At 39.0% G+C, this 25,274-nt stretch carries 20 protein-coding genes and 1 other annotated feature; of the genes, 8 read left to right on the forward strand and 12 right to left on the reverse strand.

Annotation, left to right across the window (positions count from 1 at the left end; translation table 11 throughout):
* Positions 1-46: 46 nt before the first annotated feature.
* Positions 47-844, forward strand: a complete 798-nt coding sequence (locus UN64_RS01455; protein WP_077359327.1) for an NAD kinase — start codon at positions 47-49, stop codon at positions 842-844.
* Between the two features lie 222 nt (positions 845-1,066).
* On the opposite strand, the gene UN64_RS01460 is transcribed toward UN64_RS01455, so the two are convergent.
* The 6 genes from UN64_RS01460 to ezrA all read right to left on the reverse strand — a co-directional run bounded on the left by UN64_RS01460 (position 1,067) and on the right by ezrA (position 9,051).
* Positions 1,067-2,674, reverse strand: coding sequence for an amidohydrolase (locus UN64_RS01460; RefSeq protein ID WP_139342994.1), 1,608 nt, complete (start codon positions 2,672-2,674; stop codon positions 1,067-1,069).
* Between the two features lie 84 nt (positions 2,675-2,758).
* Positions 2,759-4,333 carry an acyl-CoA synthetase MbcS gene (gene mbcS / locus UN64_RS01465; protein WP_077359328.1) on the reverse strand — a complete coding sequence of 525 codons (1,575 nt, stop codon included), beginning with the start codon at positions 4,331-4,333 and terminating at the stop codon, positions 2,759-2,761.
* Positions 4,334-4,475: 142 nt separating this feature from the next.
* A complete protein-coding gene (locus tag UN64_RS01470; protein ID WP_066291687.1) occupies positions 4,476-4,664 on the reverse strand; it encodes an alpha/beta-type small acid-soluble spore protein in 189 nt (62 codons plus the stop codon).
* A gap of 164 nt (positions 4,665-4,828) precedes the next feature.
* Positions 4,829-6,040, reverse strand: coding sequence for a tRNA uracil 4-sulfurtransferase ThiI (gene thiI, locus UN64_RS01475; protein ID WP_077359329.1), 1,212 nt, complete (start codon positions 6,038-6,040; stop codon positions 4,829-4,831).
* A gap of 5 nt (positions 6,041-6,045) precedes the next feature.
* The gene (locus UN64_RS01480) at positions 6,046-7,188 is read right to left on the reverse strand and encodes a cysteine desulfurase family protein (protein WP_077359330.1); all 1,143 of its coding nucleotides are present in this window, start codon (positions 7,186-7,188) and stop codon (positions 6,046-6,048) included.
* A 171-nt stretch (positions 7,189-7,359) separates the two neighbouring features.
* Positions 7,360-9,051, reverse strand: a complete 1,692-nt coding sequence (gene ezrA, locus UN64_RS01485; protein ID WP_077359331.1) for a septation ring formation regulator EzrA — start codon at positions 9,049-9,051, stop codon at positions 7,360-7,362.
* A 213-nt stretch (positions 9,052-9,264) separates the two neighbouring features.
* Here ezrA and hisJ point away from each other — a divergent pair, with 213 nt between their 5' ends.
* Entirely contained in the window at positions 9,265-10,098 is an 834-nt protein-coding gene (gene hisJ / locus UN64_RS01490; RefSeq protein ID WP_245801937.1) for a histidinol-phosphatase HisJ, read from the forward strand.
* Here hisJ and refZ read toward each other — a convergent pair.
* Entirely contained in the window at positions 10,063-10,749 is a 687-nt protein-coding gene (refZ, locus tag UN64_RS01495; protein ID WP_077359333.1) for a forespore capture DNA-binding protein RefZ, read from the reverse strand. The genes hisJ and refZ overlap by 36 nt on opposite strands.
* Positions 10,750-10,900: 151 nt before the next feature.
* Here refZ and UN64_RS01500 point away from each other — a divergent pair, with 151 nt between their 5' ends.
* Positions 10,901-11,386 carry a GAF domain-containing protein gene (locus UN64_RS01500; protein ID WP_077359334.1) on the forward strand — a complete coding sequence of 162 codons (486 nt, stop codon included), beginning with the start codon at positions 10,901-10,903 and terminating at the stop codon, positions 11,384-11,386.
* A gap of 43 nt (positions 11,387-11,429) precedes the next feature.
* Here the strand turns inward: UN64_RS01500 and megL are convergent, their stop codons facing one another.
* Complete coding sequence (gene megL / locus UN64_RS01505; protein ID WP_077359335.1) at positions 11,430-12,608, reverse strand: methionine gamma-lyase; 1,179 nt, start codon at positions 12,606-12,608, stop codon at positions 11,430-11,432.
* A gap of 345 nt (positions 12,609-12,953) precedes the next feature.
* Here megL and rpsD point away from each other — a divergent pair, with 345 nt between their 5' ends.
* Entirely contained in the window at positions 12,954-13,556 is a 603-nt protein-coding gene (gene rpsD / locus UN64_RS01510; protein WP_077359336.1) for a 30S ribosomal protein S4, read from the forward strand.
* A gap of 582 nt (positions 13,557-14,138) precedes the next feature.
* On the opposite strand, the gene UN64_RS01515 is transcribed toward rpsD, so the two are convergent.
* From UN64_RS01515 to tyrS, 3 genes are all read right to left on the reverse strand, one after another.
* Positions 14,139-15,068: a methyl-accepting chemotaxis protein gene (locus UN64_RS01515; protein WP_077359337.1), complete on the reverse strand. Its 930-nt coding sequence runs from the start codon at positions 15,066-15,068 to the stop codon at positions 14,139-14,141.
* Between the two features lie 106 nt (positions 15,069-15,174).
* A complete protein-coding gene (locus UN64_RS01520; protein ID WP_077359338.1) occupies positions 15,175-16,077 on the reverse strand; it encodes an aldo/keto reductase in 903 nt (300 codons plus the stop codon).
* A 67-nt stretch (positions 16,078-16,144) separates the two neighbouring features.
* Positions 16,145-17,404 carry a tyrosine--tRNA ligase gene (tyrS, locus tag UN64_RS01525; RefSeq protein WP_077361073.1) on the reverse strand — a complete coding sequence of 420 codons (1,260 nt, stop codon included), beginning with the start codon at positions 17,402-17,404 and terminating at the stop codon, positions 16,145-16,147.
* Positions 17,405-17,458: 54 nt separating this feature from the next.
* Positions 17,459-17,683: a binding site (T-box leader), on the reverse strand.
* Positions 17,684-17,808: 125 nt separating this feature from the next.
* On the opposite strand from tyrS, the gene UN64_RS01530 reads away from it, so the two are divergent.
* Positions 17,809-20,673, forward strand: coding sequence for a transglycosylase domain-containing protein (locus UN64_RS01530; protein ID WP_245801938.1), 2,865 nt, complete (start codon positions 17,809-17,811; stop codon positions 20,671-20,673).
* A 42-nt stretch (positions 20,674-20,715) separates the two neighbouring features.
* Here UN64_RS01530 and acsA read toward each other — a convergent pair whose 3' ends face one another.
* Positions 20,716-22,431, reverse strand: coding sequence for an acetate--CoA ligase (acsA, locus tag UN64_RS01535; RefSeq protein WP_077359339.1), 1,716 nt, complete (start codon positions 22,429-22,431; stop codon positions 20,716-20,718).
* A 159-nt stretch (positions 22,432-22,590) separates the two neighbouring features.
* Here acsA and UN64_RS01540 point away from each other — a divergent pair, with 159 nt between their 5' ends.
* The 3 genes from UN64_RS01540 to UN64_RS01550 are packed head-to-tail and all read left to right on the forward strand — an operon-like array spanning position 22,591 to position 25,062.
* On the forward strand, positions 22,591-23,223 hold the full coding sequence (locus UN64_RS01540) for a GNAT family N-acetyltransferase (RefSeq protein ID WP_077359340.1): 633 nt from the start codon (positions 22,591-22,593) through the stop codon (positions 23,221-23,223).
* Positions 23,224-23,267: 44 nt separating this feature from the next.
* Complete coding sequence (locus UN64_RS01545) at positions 23,268-23,918, forward strand: acetoin utilization AcuB family protein (RefSeq protein WP_077359341.1); 651 nt, start codon at positions 23,268-23,270, stop codon at positions 23,916-23,918.
* Complete coding sequence (locus UN64_RS01550; protein WP_077359342.1) at positions 23,908-25,062, forward strand: acetoin utilization protein AcuC; 1,155 nt, start codon at positions 23,908-23,910, stop codon at positions 25,060-25,062. The genes UN64_RS01545 and UN64_RS01550 overlap by 11 nt, the downstream gene beginning before the upstream one ends.
* The last annotated feature ends 212 nt before the right edge of the window (positions 25,063-25,274 follow it).

Consider the following 25,274-nt stretch of genomic DNA (forward strand, 5'->3'; position numbering starts at 1 on the left):
ACCGAACACAATAACTGTGGAAAATCATTTAAAGGAGGAATGGAAAATGCCAGAAAGAAATAAGATTTTCTTTTTCTATAAAAGAGAAGAGTCTATTCTCGAAAGAGCTGAAGGATTAAAATCGTTAGCCGAAAGAGAAGGATTTGAAGTTGTGGAAGATGAAAAAGAGGCCAATATTATTGCAAGTATTGGCGGTGACGGCTCGTTTTTGCAGGCAGTACGCAAAACAGGGTTTAGAGAAGATTGTTTATACGTGGGAGTAAGCACACTGGATTCGGAATTTTATTGTGACTTTCATGTCGAAGATCAAGCTGGCATGATAGAAGCAATGAAGAACGAACAGATCGAAGTTCGTAAGTATCCGGCACTTTCCGTTACGATTGATGGACAAGGTTCTTTTTATTGCTTGAACGAATGTTCACTTCGCTCTTCTATTATTAGAACACTTGAAATTGATGTTTTTATTGATGATCTTTATTTTGAAACTTTCCGCGGCGACGGTTTAATCATATCCACTCCTACTGGAAGTACAGCTTATAATAAATCAGTCAACGGTGCTGTAGTTGATCCAATGCTGGCGTGCTATCAGATCAGTGAGCTTGCTTCTTTAAACAATAATCAGTATCGTACGCTCGGTTCATCATTTATTTTGAGTGATAACCGAAAAATGTCCTTAAAGATCAAACATGATAACAGCCATTACCCGATTATCGGAATGGATAACGAAGCGATGAGTATAAAACATTGCGATAGTCTGAGTTTTGAAATTACAGAGAAAAGAATTAAAACGGTAAAACTAAAAGATAATTCATTCTGGCATAAAGTAAAAAGAAGTTTTTTGTAGAGTTCTAAACGAGTTCGTTTAAGGGTAAAACATATAAAAAGCAGGTTTCCGTCTGGGAACCTGCTTTTTTAATCTAATATATATTAGCTTATCTATGTGCAAAATTGAACTTATGAGCCTTCAAAATTTTTTATGGGCCTTCAAATGAATTTATAGGCTTTTAGACATTAGCTTGCTCTTCTTAGCAAAAAACTATAGCCTGCATGGGTATGCAGGCTGTTCTTATTCAGATGGTACTTTTTTAACAGATTGGCTGAATGCGACCTCACCATCTATTATTGTATAAACTACTTTAGCATTCAATAAATCATCAATGGGCACAGAAAACAAATCACGGTCATAAACCGTAAAATCTGCCGTAAACCCTTCTTTAATGTATCCTCTATAATGCTCTTGCTGTATAGCTGCAGCACTTCCATAAGTGTATAGACCGATCGCTTCATGTCTCGTAAGCTTTTGCTCTGGAACATACCCTTCATGGTCTTCACCCGGCTTTCTTCTTGCATTGGCTGCATAAATGCCTAACAGCGGATCAACCGGTTCTATTGGAGCATCTGATCCTCCTGCACAAATGATGCCTTCATCCAGTAAGGTTCTAAAAGCATAAGCATACGGAATCCGATCGGTGCCGAGACGCTCAATCAGCCATGGGAAATCGGATGCAACAAAACCTGGCTGAACATCTAAAATAATTGACAGCTTTTTCATCTCTTCAATCAAAGACTCTGATACTAAACCTGCATGAATTAAACGGTCTCTGCCACCAAGAGGCGGACATTCTTTAAGGGCTTCAATCGTTTTCTGCAGAGCCATATCACCAATGGTATGAACTGCAACATTCATGTTTTCTTTCCGTGCTTTTTGAATCAGGTTTAAAAGTTCATCGTCTTCGTGAATATAAACTCCAGAAGTTTCGGGAGCATCATTATAAGGATGAGAAAGCCATGCTGTCCGTCCTCCAAAAGCTCCATCCCCGAAAATTTTCATGGCACCATATTCTACGAATGGCAGCTGATAATCTTGTTTTACCTTCTTAAATTCATCAAGGGCATCATGATGAACGAGTAAATGAGCTTTAAATTTTACATCATCTTCTTCAAAAACCTTTTTGTAAGCTTTTAATGGCCTTTCAACATATCCATAATAACTAAGATCCTCAGTGTGGCCACCGGTTAACCCTAATGAAAGCAAGTATTCAACAGACGTTCTTAAAGCTTTGTTCAAATATTCCTGCGAAACTTCTGGTACTGCTTTTTTTACTAGGTCAGCTGCACTGTCATGCAATAAACCAGTAGGTTCCCCGTCAGAATCCCTTTTAATAATGCCACCTGCTGGATCAGGTGTTTCACTCGTAATACCAGCTAACTCAAGAGCTTTTGAATTTGCTAAAAATGCATGACGGCACACTCTTGATAATAAAACCGGACGTCCATCAGCAATAGCATCCAATTCGTGCTTGTGAAAAATTTTCCGGTCAATAAAATTGTTCTCGTTCCATCCCTCGCCAAGCAGCCACTCATCTTTATCCAAAGTTTGCGCTTTATCTTTAAGCGCTTTTTCCATTTCTTCTGCAGAAGTCATTTCTGAGAGATCTAATCTCATAAGCTTTTCACCATGACCGATGAGATGGAGATGACTGTCCACAAATCCGGGAAACATCACATTGCCTTCTAAATCAAAAGTATGGCTCATTTCGCTGCCAAACCATTCATCTAGCTCATTCTTTGTTCCCGTTTTTACAACCTTCCCTTCTTTTACATAAACTGCTTCACATTGATCATCTTCACTAACCATCGTATATATTGTTCCGTTGTGAAACAAAGTTCCCACTATACTACCACCTTTGTACATTTGCTTTTTTGTATTATAACGGTTTTCAGAATAAAAAGCAGACAAAAGCCTGCTTTTTCAACCTTATCTCATTTTCGATGCTTCTAACTGACGAAGCTCGATTCGCCGAATCTTTCCTGATGTCGTTTTTGGAAGATCGCTCACATACTCAATCAAGCGGGGATATTTATAAGGTGCTGTCAGCTGTTTGACATGTTCCTGCAATTCTGGTGTTAAAGCTTCTTTACTCGCTGATTCATCTCTTAATACTACAAATGCTTTTACAATATGTCCTCTAATTTCATCTGGACTTGCCACAACAGCACACTCTTTTACCGCTGGGTGCTTTACAAGGGCATCCTCCACTTCAAATGGGCCAATCGTATAGCCTGATGAAATAATGATGTCATCTCCTCTTCCTTCAAACCAGAAATACCCGTCATCATCTTTCTTCGCTTTATCTCCTGTAACGTAATAATCTCCTCTAAAAGCCATCAACGTTCGATCCTGATCTTTATAATACTCTTTAAATAGTGCAGGGCAATTTTTGTGAACCGCAATATCACCGACTTCACCAGCCTTTACTGGAGCACCATTCTCATCAATGATCTCAACATCATTTCCTGGTGTTGGTTTCCCCATAGATCCAGGCTTAATTTCCATACCTTCCATAGTTCCAACCAGCAAAGTATTTTCCGTTTGGCCATATCCGTCACGGACTTTAACATGGAAATACTTTTCAAATGTATCGATCACCTCTCGATTTAGAGGTTCTCCTGCGGAAACAGCACTTCTTAACTGTGGTAAACGATACTGATCGAGATTGTCCACTTTTGCCATTAAACGATATTCTGTCGGGGTGCAGCATAAAACAGAAATATGTTCATTCTCTAGCAGAGCTAAATATTTTTGAGGATCAAATTTCCCTTGATAGACAAATCCTACAGCACCTGTTCCCAGAGTTGAAAGAAATGGACTCCAAATCCACTTTTGCCAGCCAGGTCCTGCGGTAGCCCAGACTTTATCGTTTTCGGAAATATTTAACCAGCTTTTAGCTGCAGTACGGATATGCGCATATGCCCATCCATGTGTATGTACAACACCTTTAGGCTGTCCAGTTGTTCCTGATGTGTAGGATAGAAATGCCATATCATCCTTTGAAGTTTCAGGCGCCTTATAGGAAACGCTTACATTCTCTGTTATTGCATTTAAACTTAACCAATTTTCCGTGTCACTGTTAGCGCTTATTTTGTATGTAATAGTCGGAAGATCGTCTTTTATTTCGTTTACCTGTTCTGTGTACTGATGGTCTGCAATAATTGCTTTTGCTTCACTATGCTGAACACGGTAGCTCAAGTCTTTAGCTCTTAGCATTTCGGAACAAGGAATAACTGTGATACCTGCTTTTAAACACGCGATATAAACAGCGTACGTTTCAATTAATCGAGGCATAATAACAAGAACTCGATCTCCCTTACCTAAACCCAATTCCTCAAGTGAATTAGCAATTTGGTTTGATCGTTCTATTAACTTTTTATAGGTTATGGTTTGTCTTTCATTGTTTTCGTTCATCCAGATTAGAGCCATTTTTTCGGGGTTCTCTGCGTATTTTTCAATTTCCATTGTTAAATTGTAGATACTTGGAGCTGCCAAATTCATTTCAACATCCACCCTTTCGTATACCTCAAAGTTGACTACAATTAACATTATAATATATTTTAGAAAATTTTTAAAATTTCGTCAGCGGATAAGGACATATTAAAAGGAGCGGGGACAACCCGCTCCATTAGCCATTTATTATTTACTTTGTGAATCCACCTAGAGCTTGAGCTACTAGACGCTTAGTGATTTCTCCACCTACAGATCCGTTAGCGCGAGAAGTTGAATCTGGTCCAAGGTTTACACCGAATTCAGAAGCGATTTCATATTTCATTTGGTCAACAGCTTGTTGTGCACCTGGCACTACTAATTGGTTGCTTTGGTTTGCCATTTTGTTTCACCTCCTTCGTACTAATAATGTGTGACGAAATGGCCGTTTCAATTCTTGGAAATTGTTGTGTGTATTGCCATTTCACAAGGTTTTGTCTTTTCTAACCGTTCACTCTCATGTACAAGTTGAAAATAAAAGCCTGCACAAAAATGTGCAGGCTTTTATTAGAACAAATCTTCGAACGTATTCTCAGTTGTCTTGCCTTCTTCAAGAATGATGGTTTCCACATTTTGAACCGCTTCTTCAACGAGTTCTTCAAGGTTTTCAATGTTTTTTTCAAACCATATTGCCTTATCACGTTTTGGCTTTGTTTTTGGAGCAGATGGCAAAAAGATTGTACAACAGTCTTCATAAGGACGAATTGAGATATCATAAGTTCCGATTTTATGTGAGATATTCATGATTTCCTGCTTGTCCATTGTGATAACCGGACGCAGAATCGGCATATTTGTTACTTCGTTTATCGCGTACATGCTGTGCATCGTTTGGCTGGCTACTTGTCCGAGATTTTCTCCGTTTGCAATCGCCATTGCATGATTATTTTCAGCAAGCTTTTCGGTAATTCTCAGCATTACACGTCTCATGATCGTCATGCTGTAGCTTGCAGGAATCTTGTCTTTTATCGTTTGCTGAATCGTTGTAAACGGAACGATATGAAGCTTGATCTTTCCTCCGCTATAGCGTGTCAATTCCTGTGTTAAATCAACAACTTTTTGTTTAGCGCGTTCACTTGTAAATGGAGGGCTGTGAAAATGAACCCCTTCTATACGGACTCCGCGTTTCATTGTTAGATATCCTGCAACAGGACTGTCAATCCCGCCAGATAGCATGAGCATTGCTTTTCCGCCAACACCTATCGGCAGACCGCCGGCGCCCTCATAAGTCTGGCAGCTGATATACGTCCCTGTATCTTTCACTTCTACTTTCACATTTACATCAGGATTATGAACATCAACTGTAAGGCCATCTGTATGCTCTAAAAGGTAACCGCCTACTTCGCGGTTAAGCTGCATGGAGTTTACAGGAAATGATTTTAATGAACGCTTTCCTGTTACTTTAAAAGTCCCTTTTTGAATCATCGCTTCTTTAAGTGCAAGTAAAGCTGCTTTTTGGATTTCTGCTAAATCATTTTCTGCTCTAAGTGCAAGGCTGATCGAGTGAATACCAAAGATATCCTGAAGTGCTTTTACAACAGGCTCATGTGGCTCGCCATTCAATTCAACGACGATGCGGTCAAATAATTTAGCCATTTTAAGCTTGTCATATTGACGAAGCTTTCTTTTTACAGTGACAAATAATTGAGATTCGAAATGTCTTCTGTTTTTCCCTTTTAGAGATAGTTCTCCATAGCGTACTACTAAATGATCATAAAGCATTTATATTACCTCATTACCTTTTTAAAATTTAAAATCTCTTCTTCTAATACGTGCAACGTGTTTTTAGCCTCTTCCAATGAGTTGTCATAAGATGTGCTGATACGAATCGCGGTAGAGGCACGTCGTTCATCAAGACCCATTTCCAACAGTATCCTGCTCGCGCCTCCTTGTTTAGAAGAACATGCAGACCGCGTCGAAACAAATATATCTCGTTTATCAAGAGAATGAATGAGCACCTCTGGTTTAATGCCTTCAACAGAAAAATTAACGATATGAGGAGCTGAATGTTTTTCCGGTGTATTTAACTCTACACCTTCTATTTTTTTCAATCCTTCTATAAATACTTGCTTTACTGCCAGGATCTTTTCTTTTTTTATACGCATCTCATCCAATGTTAACCGTAAAGCCTTTGCCATGGAAGCAATTCCTGCCACATTCTCTGTTCCTGCACGCTTTCGATATTCTTGTTCACCGCCGGTAAATAAGGCAGAAAGAGTTACACCATTTTTTACATAGAGCAAACCCGTTCCTTTTAAGCCATGTATCTTATGTGCAGATATGGTGCAAAGGTCTATTCCCCATTCTTTTAGCTGCAGAGGTACTTTTCCAATTCCTTGAACATTGTCTACATGAAAAAAGATCTTTTTGTGTTCTTTTAAAATCTCACCGATTTCTTTTATGGGCTGAATCGTTCCGGTCTCATTATTCACATGAAGCATCGAAACGAGAACCGTTTCTGGGCGCATTGCCTCCTTCAAATCTACTATTGAAATCATACCCGCCTCATCTACTGGCAAATAAGTAACTTCAAAGCCCTGTGTTTCTAAGTATTGAAAAGACTCATAAGATGAAGCATGTTCTACCGCTGTAGTAATTAAATGTTTTCCGCGATTTTGATGCTGGTACGCTATTCCTTTTATAGCAATATTATTACCCTCAGTTCCACCTGAGGTAAATACGATTTCAGAAGGCTGTACATCTAACAAAGCAGCTATCGATTTTCTTGCTGCTGTAAGCAGATTTTCCGCTTCTCCACCTTTAGAATGGAGTGAAGATGGATTAGCAAAATATTTTTCAGAAACCGTTAAAAAAGTATCAAGAACTTCTTTAAATGGCTTCGTTGTAGCACTATTATCTAGATAAATCATCGTTGAATCCTCCAATTGAAACATACCGACCACAAATACACATTACAATATCATATCATAATTCAAATACCGTGACATCTATACAATTCCTACTAAATAGTCTTTGCAAGAAGGTGAAATTCACTCTTTTACAACAGTAAAAAAACTGCAGGAAATAGATCCTGACAGTTCTTATACATGTGATTTCATATTGATTTCCATTTCTTTTAGTATTCCAGGCTGCACACTTTCAATGGCAGAAGCCGCAATTTGAAGTGCGTCATCATATTGATAATTTCGGAAAGCAATTTCAGCTTCAATCAATCTGATAGAAACCGATTGATATGAACTTCTAAATCTGTTTCCATATTGAATAAGCTTTTCTGCCAGGAATGCATTCTCGATCATTTGGGATGTCTCTTCATAGCCTTCGTTCACAGCATCATGGGCTTTATTGAGTACATAAGATACATCAGACATTTCTAAAGGCTTTTCATCAAGCTTTTTTGAAACTTCTATGATGTATTCTTCTGCTTTACCAATCGTAATTAAATAATGTTCTGGAAGACCAGGAAGATTGCTTTTTTGAACCATTCGTCTTGCTTCTAGAAGCTTTCTTCTTAATTCTTTAAGACTCTGCTTGGTCTCTAATTCGTCTTTTCTCAGATTATGAAGCATCTCTTCATACACCTTTTGAGATCGCTGCAGTTCTTCCATTTGTTTCTGCATTTCTTCCATCATTTCGCGAATAACAGAAAAGGACTCTCTTTTCTCATCGATTGATTCTTGAATAATAATGAATCGGCTTTGCAGCTTGTGGAAAAGCTTTTCAATTTTCTTTTGCATGTCCGCTTCATTCTGTTCGATTAAATAAGTTGAAGAAACCACTTCTGTTTCTACCTTCAGATTTTCAATGCGCTCTTGCAGGTTCTGTATGTTAAAAGTAAAGATCTCTCTTTCTTTCATAACAAACTGTTTGGAATGCACTTCATTTTCGAGCATTTCATAAAGCTGGTCCATTTTCTGAATAAGCTCATCCATATCCCTTTGAGCAGACTCCAATTCCAATTCAAACACTTTATTTAATGCTGTTTCATTTAATTCTTTTAAAGAGGAAATCTCTTTTTCAATTCCAATATGATGCAGTACATAACCCTGCTGTTCCATTTCAACAAATCCTGCACTAAGCTCTTTTAAAGATACAGGTATATCAGATTGCAATATGACAAGAAGCTCAGGAACACCCTGCATCTTAGTCTTGCACTCCGATATGCGGTTTAAACTTTCAACAAGTTTTTGTCTTGCTTCAAGATGACTGCCCTGAATAGTTAGTGCTTCAAACGTTTCAAAGAGCGATTTAATTTCATCTAATTCTTTATCAAAAAGCGTTGCAGTTTGTCCAAGTGCACGAATATGTGTTAGATAATACTTTTTTGTCTCCTGCAGCTTTTCTTTCGCTTCTACGATTTCTTCCCTATTAAGTTCTTCACTCGTTACCAATTCATTGATTTCAGAAGTTATTTCTTTCATTCTGGCATCCATGCCTTCTAGTGCTTTATTTACACTAGTCAAAATGGTGCGGGCTTTTTTAAAACGGTATTTGTCAGTATATTCTTCCGCATCAAAAAGGTCTTCCTCTAGATTAGGAAGGTGGGTCGTAACCATCTCATCCCATTCCTGACGCCACATTTCAAATTTTTCTTCCGTTTCCCCGATCATCGCCATTCCTTTAACCTTTGAAATTTCTTCTGTTAAAGGACGGTTCATAATTTGCATTTTCCATGCTTCCAAGCGGTCAATTTCTTTATATATTCTTCGGCGCGACATGGTACCGTAAAGGATTAATGCTAGGAATGTAACTATGGCAATGACTATGTATATCATTGGAGGCACCCCTTCTACTGTTCTATTTCTTTAATTCCCTGTATTATGTATTAATAATTTCATTTTCTATTTAATAGATTGATCTGTGTATAAAATTGCAGTTTAATGCTTTTATGATAACATGTAAACACACATTTGACGCAAAAAAATTGCATAATTTGATAAATTTTTTCCAAATTAATGAAGATTTTGTCGAAAGGAGGAGGAAAAAGGGTGTATTATGATGGACACGTCCATACTCCATTTTGTCCGCATGGGTCTAATGACACATTCGAAAAGTATATTGAAAGAGCGATCTCCCTTGGAATAGAAGGCATTTCGTTTACTGAACATGCCCCATTGCCTAAAAATTTTGCAGATCCTGCTCCTGCTAAAGACAGTGCCATGCTGTATTCAGATCTGCATCATTATTTTCAAAAACTTCAAGAATTAAAAAAGACTTACCAAAAATTTATCACGATCAAAACAGGTCTGGAAATTGATTTTATCGAAGGATATGAACTGGAGACAGAACAATTGCTTCGTGAAGTCTGGCCGGAACTGGACGATGCCATTCTTTCTGTTCACTTTTTGCAGATCGAGGGAAAATATTTTTGTATGGATTATGATGAGAATGTTTTTAAAGAGATGGTCAGGAAATCGGGAAGTTTAGCTTCTGTTTATAAACAGTATTTTTCTGCGGTTGAAAAGTCGGTTAAACACTCATTTAATAGCTTTCATCCGCTTAGAATCGGTCATATAACTCTAGCTAAGAAATTCCAGAAGCTGTTCCCAGCAGATTTCAGCATGGAAGAAGAAATAAATAACATTCTACTTAATATCTCTGAACGTGGAATGTCTTTAGACTATAATGGTGCCGGTGTTGTTAAACCTTTTTGCGGTGAGCCCTATCCGCCAAGCTGGATTATTAAAGAAGCGCATAAAAGAAAAATCCCTCTCGTTTACGGGTCAGACGCCCATAGCGCTAAGGGACTCGGTCAAGGACTTGAACAGCTGGAACCATATGCAAAATTAACTTCCCCACTTCTCTTGGATAGAGCCAAATAATGGCGCTTGAACAGCAGACAGCAGGGGATTTTTTCTTTCGGTTTGGCACACGCACTTATCAAACCAATTGATCATCCACTTTTTATAAGGTTTGATGAATGTCTCTGTTTCCGCTGAAATCTGATAGACTTCAGATAAATACAAAGGATGTAAAAAAGGCAGCATCATCATATCCTTAAATTGAATCGTCAAAAAATCGATTGGCTGCTTCCGAAACTCCTTTTTCTTCATACCTTTTTCAAACATCGTTTGCAAAAAATATTTTTCTTTTAAAAGATAAGTTGACATCAGTTCGCGAACAAGTGTTGAATCGAGCGTCATTTCCCGATAAACAAATCGAGCAAGTGGCAAATTCTTTTGCTGGTAAACCAATAGCGTCTCAACAAGTTCAATAAAAATGCCTTTAACCGATGAAGAGCTCGAAGTATGATACACGATCTCGATTCTTCTGATATATCCTTCAAAAAATGAAGTAATCAGTTCTTCAAGAAGTCCCTTTTTTCCGCCAAAGTGGTATGAGATCAATGCGAGGTTCACACCTGCTTTTTTTGCGATCTGTCTTACAGTCGTACCTTTAAACCCTTGACTTGTAAAAAGGTAAATGGCTGCTTCAGCAATTTTAAGCTTCGTTTCTGCTGGATCTTTCTTCATTTTTTTCACCGTCCTTCTTTAATGTATAAAATTCTTGGGCGGAAGACATAAACCTTTAATAATCGCTCGACAAATAAGAGCTTAAGGGTGTATAGTTCAACATAATTTGATAGGATAGAATAAACAATTTATCAGGTTTGGAGGAATCTTGATGTTTTCCGTTCAACAATATAGTACAGACAGAAATAAAGCTTATGATCTATTATGCAAACAGCTATCAGCACTTCTTGAAGGAGAAACAAATGCAACAGCAAATTTAGCTAATGCATCAGCTTTGTTGAATCAATTCTTAGATCGAGTAAACTGGGTTGGCTTTTACACATTTGAAGAAGAATCAAACCAGCTTGTTTTAGGACCTTTTCAAGGGCTTCCGGCTTGTGTAAGAATCCCTTTAGGAAAAGGCGTTTGTGGTACTTCTGCCAAAAATCAAGAAACTCTTGTCGTTAAAGATGTACACGAATTTCCTGGACACATCGCATGCGATGCAGCGTCTCAATCGGAAATCGTCGTTCCTCTTGTGAAAAACGGGAAGCTTTTAGGCGTTCTTGATATTGATAGCCCAGAAAAAGAAAGATTTGATGAAGTGGATCGGGAGAATTTGGAGAAATTCTCAAATATTCTTCTTCAATACATTTAACAAATCAAAAAGCACTGAGCAAAGGCTGCTCAGTGCTTTTTGATTATATTCTATTCAGTGCCTGTTCCAGGTCACTCCAGATATCTTTCCAAGCTTCTAATCCAACTGATAAGCGGAGAAGCTTATCAGTAATCCCCATTTGTTTTCTATTTTCTTCGGGAACTACCGCATGTGTCATTGTTGCTGGATGCTGAATCAGAGTTTCAGCGTCACCAAGACTGACGGCAATTTTTATTAATTGTAAGGAATTCATAAAAGATTGGGCGGCAGCTTTGTCTCCCTTTATCTGAAAGCTGATCAGGCCTCCTGCATTTTTCATCTGTTTATTCGCTAGTTCGTACTGAGGAAATTCAGGATCACCCGGGAATAGTATCTTTTCTACTGCTGGATGTTCTTTAAGCAATTCTGCGAGTTTTTTTGCATTATCACAATGCCGGTCCATTCGAACAGGCAATGTTTTTATACCGCGCAGCAACAACCATGCATCAAATGGAGACATGATACCTCCAATATCTTTTTGAGTTGTCATTGCAAGATGGCTCATAAGTTCATTGCTTCCTACTGCCAGCCCGCCTATAACATCACCATGGCCGCATAGATATTTTGTTGCGCTGTGAATGACAACATCACAGCCTAAATCAAGCGGACGCTGCAAATATGGAGAAGAAAAAGTATTATCTACAACCACAGGTATGCTGTATTCTTTTGCGACTCTTGCTACCATCTCTATATCCACAAGCTTCATTGTCGGATTGATTGGAGATTCTATATAAATGACAGTTGTATGATCCGTTATAGCCGATCGCAGTGAATCTTCATCATTCATGGAGTGAAAATCATGTGTGATATGATATTTTTCTTCCATTAACTGCAAAAGACCAAACGTACAGCCATATACACCTTCTGAACAAAGAATATGATCACCCGTCTTAGTAAGACCAAGTAAAATAGCTGATACTGCAGCCATTCCCGATCCAAAAGCCAGGCCTTTTTCACCTTTTTCCATGGATGCTATGCGTTCTTCAAGCATCGTAACAGTTGGATTGCTTAACCGTGAATAGATGTATCCTTCTTGCTCACCAGCAAACCGGCTCGCTCCAGTTTCAGCAGTATCAAACACAAATGTAGACGTCTGAAATATAGGAGGAGACAAACTCCCATGGTGCTGCAAAGCATTGTAACCTTTATGAATTACTTCTGTTTCAAAGCGTTTTGTATCCATTTTGAGTTCTCCTTTTAGGACGATTTAAAAATGTAAGCGCTTTCTTACTTATTATCATATATGATTGAGTACTTTTTTACAAATTGTCCTCTGAAATTTTTGTGTATACAGCAGGCATGGTTGACATAAAGGACACAAAAAGTTTATACTGTTCTTTGTGTAAAATAAGTAGCACTGTGTCCATCAACAGTAATTATTTTGTACCTTGATTTTTTAATCAGGGAACACCGTGTAGCTTCATGGCTGCTGAAGTGAAAGTGTTTTTCATACAAAATAAGCTTTTGAAAAGGTCATAGTCACTGTATTGTTTTAACACAAAACAAACAAGTGAAGGAGGAGTCATTAATGGCTCGTTATACAGGTTCAACATGGAAAGTTTCCCGTCGTCTTGGAATTTCTCTAAGCGGAACTGGAAAAGAATTATCAAAGCGTCCTTACGCACCAGGACAACATGGTCCTACTCAACGTAAGAAAATCTCTGAATATGGTTTACAACTACAGGAGAAGCAAAAGCTTCGTTTCATGTACGGTGTAAATGAGCGTCAATTCCGCCGCATTTTCAATGATGCTGGTAAAATGCCTGGTATCCATGGTGAAAACTTCATGGCTCTATTAGAAGCTCGTTTAGACAACGTTGTTTACCGTCTTGGCCTTGCTCGCACTCGTCGTGCTTCTCGTCAATTAGTAAACCACGGTCACATCACAGTAAACGGAAAGCGTGTTGACATCGCTTCTTACCGTCTATCTGCTGGAGATGTAATCGGAGTTCGTGAAAAGTCACGCAACCTTACTGCTGTTAAAGAAGCTATCGAAGTAAACAACTTCGTACCTGACTTCTTAACTTTTGACGAAAACAAATTGGAAGGTACTTTCACTCGCTTACCAGAGCGTTCAGAACTTCCAGCTGAGATCACAGAACAACTTATCGTTGAATACTACTCTCGTTAAGAGTTCAAAAACCCTGATACCTTTATTGGTTTCAGGGTTTTTCTTTTTTCGAGGTCTTTTCTTTGGCTGTTTTCGTCTACATTGTTGCTCTTCGACAGTAGTTGATTTCCGCTTCAGGCTGCTCGCTTTCCATGGGGCGTGCGGTGAGCCTCCTGCCGCTTTGCGCCATTAGGAGTCTCCACCTGACCGCTCGTCCCATAGGAGTCTCGCACCTTACGCTCCAATCAACTTGCATAGGAAGAAAAAAACATCAAAAGCAAAAATCTTTTAGAAAAGAGCCTTTCGTTTTTAGAAGAGTCTGTTTTCGGATATCTAGAGGTAATTGAAAGTGGTTGATTTCCGCTTCAGGCTTCTCGCTTTCCGCGGGGCATGCGGTGAGCCTTGGTTAAGAATCGGGGCAAGGAAGTATTTCTGCTCCTGCGTTTAAAAGATAATTTTTGAAGCGGCTTTCTCGTCGCTTTCCCTGCAAGAAGTATACCCAGTTGGTAGACACGCACCTTGCGCTCCAGCCAACTTGCCAAAGAAGTCTTGGCATAAAAGAATACATTTAGAAAAGCCGTCTAAAAAAATAAACGGCTCTTTTTATAATATATCCTTAAACTTACTTGCTTTTATGTCAAGGTCGCGAGCTGCCATTTCAATTCCAGTAAATTCTTCCATAGCTTGTGTAATAAGCTTTTGACTGTTTGAAATACTTTGCTGAGACCGGTGCGTTACGTTACTGATTCTTTTTATTTCATTTGTAATGCCCTCAATGTGCGAATTAACTTCCTGAACGGAGTCTTGTACGCGGTTGGCTAGTTTACGAACCTCTACAGCAACCACATTAAAGCCTCTTCCATGGTCACCGGCACGGGCAGCTTCTATAGCTGCATTTAAAGCTAAAAGATTTGTCTGAGTCGCAATTTCACGAATCGTTTTAACAATATCTTCTATAGAAGCAGCTTGCTTTTTTAAAGAAGTTAGAATTTCTAGGTTCTCAGTAGATTCAAGAACAAGCTTTTCCGTAGCGGCAGCTACTTCTCCGCTCTTATTGATTCCTTCTTCAGCGCGGTTAAGAAGTTCAGCAGCCATCTGCTGCAATTGAGAAACGACTTCCACCGTATTTTTTTCTCTTTCTGTTATGTCAGTTGCAATCTTAACAACAGCTATGACATTCCCAACTTCATCTCTTACCGGAGTATAAGTTGCTTCAAGCCAGATCAGCCGGTTTGATTTTGTAACCCTTTGAATCTTTTCCTGAAAAGTCTTTCCTTCACGCAAGCTTTTCCAAAAGGTTTCATATTCCTTGCTTCTAACAAACTCTTCTGTACAAAATTGTTTATGTAACAAACCTGGCATCTCATTCTGTTCATATTCCACTGTTTTCGCGAAATTACTGTTAGCCCAAAGCACTTTGCCTTGTGGGTTGAATTCAATCATCGCTACTGATTTTTCGATAGCAGCAAGCACTGCACCTTCATTTAAAACTTGTGTACTCGTTGTGTAATTTTTCACTACGGTCAATGACATTTCTTTTCCCCATTTAATAAGTTATTCATTACTAATTATAAAACCCTTTTTATATAAATAAAAACCTCTTAACTAAATTTCATTAGTTAAGAGGTTCATGCTTTTATTAATCTACTTCTTTTCCCATACTCTCTTGAAGAATACCAAACCATTGTTCACGGGTTAATGTAATATTTGTGGCATTGATTGCTGACTGAATCCGATTCATTTGTCCGCTGCCAACGATTGGCATCACTTGTGCCGGATGAGCCAGAAGCCATGCGTAGGCAACTTCATCAATGGATTCAGCACCAGTTTCTTTAGCGACTTTCTCAAGGACTTTTCTAGCTCTCAAACTTTTTTCATCATGTCCTTTAAAAAGTTTCCCTCCAGCTAAAGGAGACCAAGCCATTGGTTTAATGTATTCTTTTTGGAGATAGTTAACCGTGCCATCAAAGAATGGCTGTTCATGCAGCACTGATAATTCGATCTGATTTGTTACTAAAGGACCATTGAATTCACGTTGCAGCATCTCCATTTGACGCGGCGTGAAATTAGAAACGCCAAAGTGCCTTACTTTTCCTTCTTCTTTTAATTGATGGAAAGCTTCAGCCGTTTCGTATGGGTCCATAAAAGGATCTGGGCGATGAATCAAAAGAACATCGAGATAATCAGTATTCATCTTTTGCAATGAATTCTCAGCAGATGTAATGATATGCTCTTTGCTTGTATCATAGGATTTTATCTTATGATGCGGTCTGTTTTCTGATACCAGTTTAATGCCGCATTTTGTAACGATTTGAATATCTTTTCTTAATGATGGTTTTAGAGAAAGAGCTTGTCCGAAGATTTCTTCACACATATAATTTCCATAAATATCAGCATGATCAAATGTCGTTATGCCTGCTTCTATACATTGTTCAACAAGATGAAGCAATTCTTCTGAGGTTATGTTCCATTCAGCTAAACGCCAGTGTCCATGAATGATTTGTGAGAAAGAAAGATCTTCCGCAATTTGAATTCGTTTCAAAAGCTTGCACATCCTTTCGAAAATAGACAAGAACCCTATAAGTTTAAGGGTTCTTTACTAAATATATTTAGTATCTGATCAATGTGTACTTCTTCTTCCCTCTTCTAAGGATAACAAAACGATTTTCGATTCGGTCTTTCGAATCAATTGTGTAGGAGAGGTCTTGAACCTTTTCACCATTTACTGAAACAGCACCGTTAGTTACGTCTTCTCTTGCCTGACGCTTAGATGGAGAAATATTTGCTTCAACTAGAAGATCTACAATGTTCATGTCTGCTTGGTTCTCTACAGAAAACGATGGAACATCTTTAAATCCTTGTTCGATTTCACTTGCTGTAAGGTCGCTAAGATTTCCGCTGAATAATGCTTCAGTAATTTTCACTGCTTGAAGGTAGGCTTCTTCTCCATGAACAAGTGTTGTTACTTCACGTCCCAAAGCTTTTTGTGCTTCACGCTTTTCAGGAGCTTCTGCCATCGATTTTTCAAGATCTGCAATTTGGTCCTGAGATAAGAATGTAAAGTATTTCAGCCAGTTAATAACGTCAGCATCTGCTGCATTCACCCAGAACTGGTAGAATTCATATGGCGTCGTTTTGTCTGCATCTAACCAAATTGTCCCTGATGCTGTTTTCCCGAACTTTGTGCCATCCGCTTTAGTAATCAAAGGAATAGTCAATCCAAAAGCCTTCTCTTCTTCTCCGGATCGTCTGATTAACTCCATTCCGGCAGTAATATTGCCCCATTGATCACTTCCGCCGATCTGCAGCTTAATATCTTCTTTTTGGAAAAGATTTAAGAAATCATAAGACTGCAAGATCATGTATGAGAACTCAGTAAAAGAAATTCCACCTTCTAAACGAGAATCTACAGAATCTTTAGCAAGCATGTAGTTAATAGAAAAGTTCTTCCCTACATCACGCAAAAATTCGATCATTGTCAGCTGGCTAAGCCAATCGTAGTTATTAACTGTATTTGCCGGGTTACCTTCTCTTTCAAAGTCAAGAAGTCTAGAAAGCTGGCTTTTAATTTTTTCTGTCCATTGAACAACGATTTCAGCTTCGTTTAATGTTCTTTCTGTCTGTCTTCCGCTTGGATCACCAATCAGACCTGTACCACCACCGACAAGAGCAAAAGGCTGATGCCCAGCTTCCTGAAATCTTCTTAATGTAAGAATCGGCAATAAGTTACCAATATGGAGACTGTCCGCTGTAGGATCAAACCCGCAGTAGAGCTTTACTTTCCCGCTTTCAAGTTCTTTTTCAAGCCCTTCTCGATCTGTAACCTGATTAAGCAGACCTCTAAATTCTAAGTCTTGTAAAATGTTCATCTCTTTCTTTCCTTTCTCTTTTTTAATGGCAATAAAAAAAGTCCCTTTCAAATTGAAAGGGACGTGATTACAATCTCGCGGTACCACCCTAATTAAAAGCTCGTTAAAAAAGCTTTTCACTTCATTTCGTAACGGTTTCTATCCGTTCCTTGCTACTAAACGGTTCACAAGGAAAGCTCCAGGAGGTAATTCACAAACTGCCTTTGTGCTGGTTTGCATCAACCACCAGCTTTCTGAAACAGGGAGACATCTGCTACTTATTCCTATCTTAGCTATATCATTATTATTGTTCTTTTATTTTTACCATATGGACGAAATTCATGTCAATCTTATAATTTCAAAAAAACTGCCCATTTTCACAATTCGACCGTATGTTATACTTATACACAGGGGGGGAGTACCAAATGATGTCTCATTTTGATGGACTTAAACAAAAATGGGAGAAATTTGTCCACTTTTTGAATGAAAAAAGTATTATTCGAACAGCACGAATTACATATAACGTTACTTGGAACATGTTTTTGATCGTCGCAGTTCTTTTTGTTTTGGGCGGTGTTTTCGCAGCTGGAGTAGGAGCAGGATTCTTTGCCTCACTAGTAAAGGATGAACCCGTACGCGCTTACTCGTCTATGAAAGAAGACATCTACAACTACGAGGAAACAAGCACTGTTTATTTTGACAACGATCAATACATGGGTAAACTTCAATCAGACTTGGACAGGCAAGAAATTAAGTTAAAAGACGTTTCTCCATACGTAATAAAAGCGATTATCTCTACAGAAGATCAATATTTTTATGAACATAAAGGCATAGTGCCTAAAGCGATTCTACGTGCAATGTATGAAGAATTTTCAGGTGCCGCAATCGTAACAGGCGGAAGTACACTGACACAGCAGTTAATAAAAAATCAGATTCTTACGAATGAAGTTTCATTTGATAGAAAAGCAAAAGAAATACTTCTAGCTATGCGTCTTGAAAAAGTGTTGAAGAAAGATGAGATCCTTGAAGCTTATCTCAATATCGTCCCTTATGGCCGTAATTCTTCCGGACGAAACGTGGCAGGAATCCAGGCAGCATCGGAAGGGATATTTGGAGTAGAAGCTTCCAAGCTTAACCTGGCACAATCAGCTTACATAGCAGGACTTCCAAAGAACCCGTTCGTGTACACGCCTTTCAACAATGGCGGTGAGCCAAAAGAAGATATTTCAGCAGGCTTAAAACGGATGAAAACCGTTCTAAACCGCATGCTCTCAGCTGGATCGATTACACAAGCTGAATATGATGAAGCGATCCAGTATGATATTAGAAAGAACTTAACGACAAATAAACAATCATCTTTCGAAAAATATCCGTTTTTAACTGTTGAAATACAAAAACGTACAGTTGAAGTACTCACAAAAATAGAAGCTGAAAAAGATGGTAAGAAAGTAGAAGAATTGAGTCCTGAAGAATTAAAAGAATATCAGGATAACGCACGTACTCAAATCAGACAAAAAGGAATTAAAATCCATACTACGATCAATCAAAAGATCTATGATGAAATGCAGCAGGTTGTGAAGAATGATGGATTATTCGGACCTGACAATCAATATGTCTATAACAATAAAGGTCAGCGAATAAAGCTTGAAAAGCCGCAGCCTGAAGAAGTCGGAGCGACATTAATTGATAATAAAACAGGAAAGATAATCAGTTTTGTTGGCGGGCGTGATTTTAACAGAGAACAAACCAATCATGCAACAAGCGCACCTAGACAAAACGGCTCAACAATGAAGCCATTACTGGCATACTCTTATGCTGTTGAAACAGGCAAAGTTCAGCCAGGAACAATCGTACCTGACACTCCAATCGACATAAATGGATGGAAACCTAACAACTATGATAAAGATTTTGATGGTCTAGTTTCTGTTCGTCACTCACTTAAGAAATCTAGAAATATCCCAGCTATCAGATCTTATCAAAGAGTAGATCATGCGAAAGCTACCGAAAAGCTGATTCAAATGGGGGTAACTACTCTTACTAAAGGTGACAGAGCCCACACTGCAATGGCGCTAGGTGCTCTAGATATTGGGGTCACTGTTGAAGAAAATGTAAATGCTTTTTCTACATTTGCAAACAGCGGGAAATTTGTTGATGCTTATATGATTGATAGAATAGAAACAAATGACGGTGAAGTGATCTATCAGCACAAAAGTGAACCGAAACAAGTTTATAGCCCGCAGACGTCCTATCTAATGATTGATATGATGAGAGATGTACTTTCATCTGGTACTGCAGCAGGTGTACCTCGAAAACTGGCATTCCAGTCTGATTGGGCTGGTAAGACAGGAACGACTAATGAAGATAAAGATTCATGGTTTGTAGCCTCTAATCCGAATGTTACATTCGGAGTTTGGATCGGTTATGACACTCCTGCTGATTTAGCTGGTAACACCGGTCAAAGAAATCAGACTATATGGGCTCAGTTAATAAATGCAGCTCATAAACATGCACCTCAATTAGTTGACCCTGAACAAAGATTTGCGATGCCATCAGGAATTGTACGCCGTGAAATCTGCGGAATCTCTGGCAAGCTCCCGTCAGATCTTTGCCGAAGTGCAGGTCTTGTAACAACCGATTTATTTAACGCAAAGTTTACTCCTAAAGAAGTAGATGATACGTTAACAAAAGGCCGTTATGTGGTTGTTGGCGACGCAAAGTATAAAGCACTGCCAACAACACCTGAAGAATTTACTAAAGTGGGTGTGCTTATAAAAGAAGAGTTCTTAAAAGAACTAGGATTAGAAACTCTGAATAAGCTTACACAGAAAATTGATCTCTTGAACAACATCGTACCTGAGAAAGAATTAAAAGAGAATGGAAAAGTTCCTTCACCTGTAACAGGAGCGAAAATGTCTGATGGCGTATTATCGTGGTCAGCACATGGTGAGAATGATGTGATCGGCTACCGAATCTACCATTCAGCAGATGGCAAATCATTTAAGAAAATAGGGTCTGTTACAGCAGATAAAACTTCTGCGAAAGTTTCTAACGGAGTTGTCTATGTAACAGCGGTTGATATCGCTGGAAAAGAATCAGCTGCTCAGACAAAGGTTCAGGTTGGTGAAAAGAAACCGCCTGCAGAACCCGGAACTCCTCCACCGTCTGGAGGAGATGGAGATAAACCAGACAAGCCACAGGATCCTCCACCGCCGCCAACTGATCCAGGCACAGGAGATCCTCCACCAGCCACTACACAAGGTAATAAGAAAGACAAAAAACCCTCGAATTGATTCGAGGGTTTTTGCTGTCTTTTATTCTTTTAGTCTTCCTTTTTAGTCTTCCATTGTAGAAAGGTCGCCTGTTGGAAGATCAAGCTCCCAAGCCTTTAGTACACGGCGCATAATTTTACCGCTTCGTGTTTTTGGAAGTTTATCGCGGAATTCAATCTCACGAGGAGCGGCATGCGCTGCGAGCCCAGATTTCACAAAACTTCTAATCTCTTCAATCAGTTCATCGTTTGGTTCATAGCCAGAACGCAAAGCGATGAATGCTTTGATAATTTCACCGCGAACAGGATCTGGTTTACCAATCACACCTGCTTCTGCTACAGCCGGATGTTCAACAAGCTTGCTTTCCACTTCAAAAGGTCCTACACGTTCTCCAGAAGTCATGATCACATCGTCAATTCTTCCCTGGAACCAGAAATATCCGTCTTCATCCATGTAAGCAGAATCACCTGATACATACCAGCCGCCAGGAGTAAAATAGGAATCATACTTTTCAGGATTATTCCAAATTTTTCGCATCATAGACGGCCAACCCTTTTTAATCGCAAGGTTACCCATTCGGTATGGAGGCAAGATATTATCCTGATCATCAATAATTGCTGCTTCAACACCAGGGAAAGGTTTCCCCATTGAACCGGGTTTAATCTCCATCGCAGGATAGTTGCTGATCAATTGGCCTCCTGTTTCAGTCATCCACCAGTTATCATGAATACGCAGATTAAATACCTTCATACCCCATCGGACAACTTCTGGATTTAAAGGTTCCCCTACACTCAGGATATGACGAAGAGTGGATAGATCAAATTTCTTCACAACTTCATCACCAGCACCCATTAGCATGCGGAATGCTGTAGGAGCACTGTACCATACTGTTACGCCGTATTTTGCAATGGTTCCATACCAGTCTTCTGGTGAAAAACGTCCACCTCTAATTACACTGGAAGCCCCGTTCAGCCATGGTCCAAAGATTCCATACGAAGTACCTGTTACCCAGCCTGGGTCTGCTGTACACCAGTATACATCTTCTTCTTTTAGATCCAGAACCCATTTAGAAGTCTGATAATGCTGCAGCATTGCGTTGTGTACATGCAGCACACCTTTCGGCTTACCTGTTGAACCTGATGTATAATGAAGGATTAATCCATCTTCACGGTCAACCCATTCAATATCGAGATCTTTAGAGGCTTTAGCCATGCTGTCATAGTAACTTACATATGGTCCTTCTTCTTTTACATCTTCTCCAACAAGAATTACATGTTTTAAGTTAGGCAGTTCACTGACAGGTACACGTTCTAAAAGTGAAGGTGTTGTCACTAGCACTTTTGCTTCACTGTCTTCAAGTCTGTCTCTTACCGCACCTTCCATAAATGCTTCAAAGAGAGGACCAACAATTGCTCCTAATTTGACGGAACCAAGGAATGCGAAATAAAGCTCAGGTGAACGCGGCATAAAAATAAATACTCGATCGCCTTTTTCTACTCCTAACTGGCGCAGCATGTTTCCTGCTTTATTAGACATTTCCTTCATTTCTTTAAACGTGTACTTCTCGTCCCTCTTTTGATCTGAAAAATAGAGAGCGACTTTGTTTTTTCGATGGGATGCAGCATGACGGTCAATGGCTTCATACGCCATATTTACTCGACCTGTCTTATGCCAGGAGAATTCTTTCTCAATGTCTTTCCAATCAAATGCTCCGTATGCTGCCTCATAATCTTGTAAATTAAAATCACCTTTTATTATCGGAAGCGCTTCCAGTTTCATTGCTATTTCTCCCTTCCCTATTGAATATCTCTTCAAGTATAACATATTATCAAAATTTTTTAACTTATTAGAACTATCTATAAAATGCTTATGAAACCCCTTACAATACGACGATATCATGTATAATAGAAGATGGAAACAAACCTAGGTGGTGTAGACATGAAACACAATAAAACTTATAACTGCGTTGCTTTAAAAACATCTCATGGCACAATAACCGTTGAAGGACCCGTGTCATCCGAAACACTGCAAGGTCTTTATTTTCATGAAGATCTAAAGGCGTTCAGACCAGCTAACGAGCAAAAAAAAGCTGTTACTGGAATTGCTAAGCTGGATGAAGGAAGAATTATTATCGCAAGAAATAAAGATACAGTTATCGGCTATGTTACATATGTGTATCCGGATCCTCTTGAACGGTGGTCAGAAGGTAACATGGAAAATCTGCTAGAGCTTGGTGCTATTGAAGTAATACCTGACTACCGTAATTTTAAAGTTGGCAAGACACTATTAAAAGTTTCTATGATGGATGATGCGATGGAAGACTACATCATCATCACAACTGAGTATTATTGGCATTGGGACTTAAAAGGAACAAAACTTTCTGTATGGGATTATAGAAAGATCATGGAAAAAATGATGAATGCAGGGGACCTTAAATATATGGCCACCGACGATCCGGAGATCAGTTCACACCCTGCAAACTGTTTAATGGTGCGAATTGGAAAGCGAATCGACCTGGATAGCGTTCAGCGTTTTGATCGAATCCGTTTTAAGAATCGATTTATGTATTAATTCGACTGATAATACAGAGAGAATTTATTTGGGAGTGGTATATTGTGATCGTTCAAAATATGATGCAAAAAAACACAGTGACTATCCATGCGGAAGAAACGATTGGAACATCCCTTAAACTTATGCTTGAAAAAGATGTACGTTACCTCCCTGTTGTGGATGACAGCGGCAATTTGCTGGGTCTTGTTACTGACCGGGAAGTAAAAGATGCAAGTCCATCTATCTTTCATCAAAATGAACATCCAGAAGACTTTGAGAAGCCAGTGTCAACGATTATGAAGAATGCGGTTTTTACGGCACATCCATTAGATATTGCAGAAGAACTCTCAACTATTTTTTACGAACATAACATTAGCTGTATTCCCGTTTTAGATGATAATAAGCTAGTAGGTTTAGTTACGGAACGTGAAATGCTTCATGCTTTTATTCAATTAACTGGAACTCATCAGCCAGGGTCTCATTTGGAAGTTGCTGTACCTAACGAAGCGGGTCAGCTAGCAAAAGTAGCTAGTGTATTAAAAGATTTTCATTTGAATATCAGCTCTGTACTTGTTTACCCCTCTCATGATGAAAAAGAGAAGATTGTTGTTTTCAGAATTGGAACGATGAACCCTTTGCCAGTAATCGAGCATTTAATAGATCATGGCTATGAAGTGAAGTGGCCACCAGTTCCAGGTGAGAACAATGGAAAATGATTCAGTCTTTGTTTATTCACCAGATCTTTTAGGCTATAAATTTAATGATACACATCCCTTTAACCAGCTTAGAGTTCAGTTAGCCTATGAACTATTAAAAGATTCAGGCTGTCTTGATGATAGCAAGATTGTCCTTCCAAGACAGGCAACAGATGAAGAAATTATGCTTATTCATGACAAAGGTTATGTTGAAGCCGTTAAAAAAGCGGGAGAAGGAACGCTCAGTAAGGAAATCGGGCTAAATTACGGACTCGGTACGGAAGATACGCCTATCTTCCAAAACATGCATGAAGCAAGCAGCTGGATTGTTGGGGCTACACTTACGGCTGTCGATTGGGTCATGGAAGGGAAAGCTAAGCACGCACTTAGTTTAAGCGGAGGTCTTCATCACGGGTTCAGAGGCAAAGCATCCGGTTTTTGTATCTATAATGACAGTTCTATCGCCATTGAATATATGAAGCAAAAGTATAAAGCACGTGTTTTGTATGTAGATACAGATGCTCATCACGGAGACGGCGTTCAGTGGGCTTTCTATGACGATCCGGATGTATGCACGTTATCGATCCACGAAACGGGAAGATATTTATTTCCAGGAACAGGATCCATTCATGAAAAAGGTGCTGGAAAAGGGTATGGCTATTCTTTTAACGTTCCTGTTGATGCTTTTACTGAAGATGAATCATTTTTAGAATGCTATGAAAAGAGCCTTTGGGAAGTAGCTGACTTTTTTAAACCTGATGTGATCATCACCCAAAATGGGGCTGATGCTCATTATTATGATCCTCTAACCCACTTATCTGTGACGATGAAAACGTATGCTGAAATACCAAGAATAGCAAAAGAAGTAGCAGATAAGTACTGTGGCGGGCGCTGGATAGCAACAGGCGGAGGTGGATATGATATTTGGCGTGTCGTGCCGAGAGCATGGTCGTATTTATGGTGTGTGATGAATGATCATTCACCAAGTGGTCCGATCACCGAGAGCTGGCTTACCCGCTGGGATAAACAAGCCAAGCATCCATTGCCTCGTACATGGGAAGATGAAGCTGGCATCTATAAGCCGATTCCAAGAAAAGAAGAAATCACTTCAAAAAACAGGGCAACACTTGAAAAAAGCCTGTATTCCATTCGAAAAAGCTCATAAAAGAAGGAGGACTCCAGTTGGAGACCTCCTTTTTTTGCCATAAGATAGTCTTTAGAAGATTTATGCAGGGTAAAACAAAAAATATGCACGGTAATAACTTTTTTATACACGGTAATCCGTAATAATTCAACGGTAAAATAAAATTTATGCAATTTTCGACAAAAATGACATCTGCACCAACTAAAAAACTTGCTAATAAGGTGCTCTTCATG

This window comes from Fictibacillus arsenicus (genome assembly GCF_001999465.1).
Lineage (GTDB): Bacteria > Bacillota > Bacilli > Bacillales > Fictibacillaceae > Fictibacillus > Fictibacillus arsenicus.

Excerpts from the sequence above, each read along its gene's own strand:
- UN64_RS01455 (WP_077359327.1), top strand. The coding sequence starts at position 47 with ATGCCAGAAAGAAATAAGATTTTCTTTTTCTATAAAAGAGAAGAGTCT.
- mbcS (WP_077359328.1), bottom strand. The coding sequence starts at position 4,333 with ATGAATTTGGCAGCTCCAAGTATCTACAATTTAACAATGGAAATTGAA.
- UN64_RS01470 (WP_066291687.1), bottom strand. The coding sequence starts at position 4,664 with ATGGCAAACCAAAGCAACCAATTAGTAGTGCCAGGTGCACAACAAGCT.
- thiI (WP_077359329.1), bottom strand. The coding sequence starts at position 6,040 with ATGCTTTATGATCATTTAGTAGTACGCTATGGAGAACTATCTCTAAAA.
- UN64_RS01480 (WP_077359330.1), bottom strand. The coding sequence starts at position 7,188 with ATGATTTATCTAGATAATAGTGCTACAACGAAGCCATTTAAAGAAGTT.
- ezrA (WP_077359331.1), bottom strand. The coding sequence starts at position 9,051 with ATGATATACATAGTCATTGCCATAGTTACATTCCTAGCATTAATCCTT.
- refZ (WP_077359333.1), bottom strand. The coding sequence starts at position 10,749 with ATGAAGAAAGATCCAGCAGAAACGAAGCTTAAAATTGCTGAAGCAGCC.
- UN64_RS01500 (WP_077359334.1), top strand. The coding sequence starts at position 10,901 with ATGTTTTCCGTTCAACAATATAGTACAGACAGAAATAAAGCTTATGAT.
- megL (WP_077359335.1), bottom strand. The coding sequence starts at position 12,608 with ATGGATACAAAACGCTTTGAAACAGAAGTAATTCATAAAGGTTACAAT.
- rpsD (WP_077359336.1), top strand. The coding sequence starts at position 12,954 with ATGGCTCGTTATACAGGTTCAACATGGAAAGTTTCCCGTCGTCTTGGA.
- UN64_RS01515 (WP_077359337.1), bottom strand. The coding sequence starts at position 15,068 with ATGTCATTGACCGTAGTGAAAAATTACACAACGAGTACACAAGTTTTA.
- tyrS (WP_077361073.1), bottom strand. The coding sequence starts at position 17,404 with ATGAACATTTTACAAGACTTAGAATTTAGAGGTCTGCTTAATCAGGTT.
- UN64_RS01530 (WP_245801938.1), top strand. The coding sequence starts at position 17,809 with ATGATGTCTCATTTTGATGGACTTAAACAAAAATGGGAGAAATTTGTC.
- acsA (WP_077359339.1), bottom strand. The coding sequence starts at position 22,431 with ATGAAACTGGAAGCGCTTCCGATAATAAAAGGTGATTTTAATTTACAA.
- UN64_RS01540 (WP_077359340.1), top strand. The coding sequence starts at position 22,591 with ATGAAACACAATAAAACTTATAACTGCGTTGCTTTAAAAACATCTCAT.
- UN64_RS01550 (WP_077359342.1), top strand. The coding sequence starts at position 23,908 with ATGGAAAATGATTCAGTCTTTGTTTATTCACCAGATCTTTTAGGCTAT.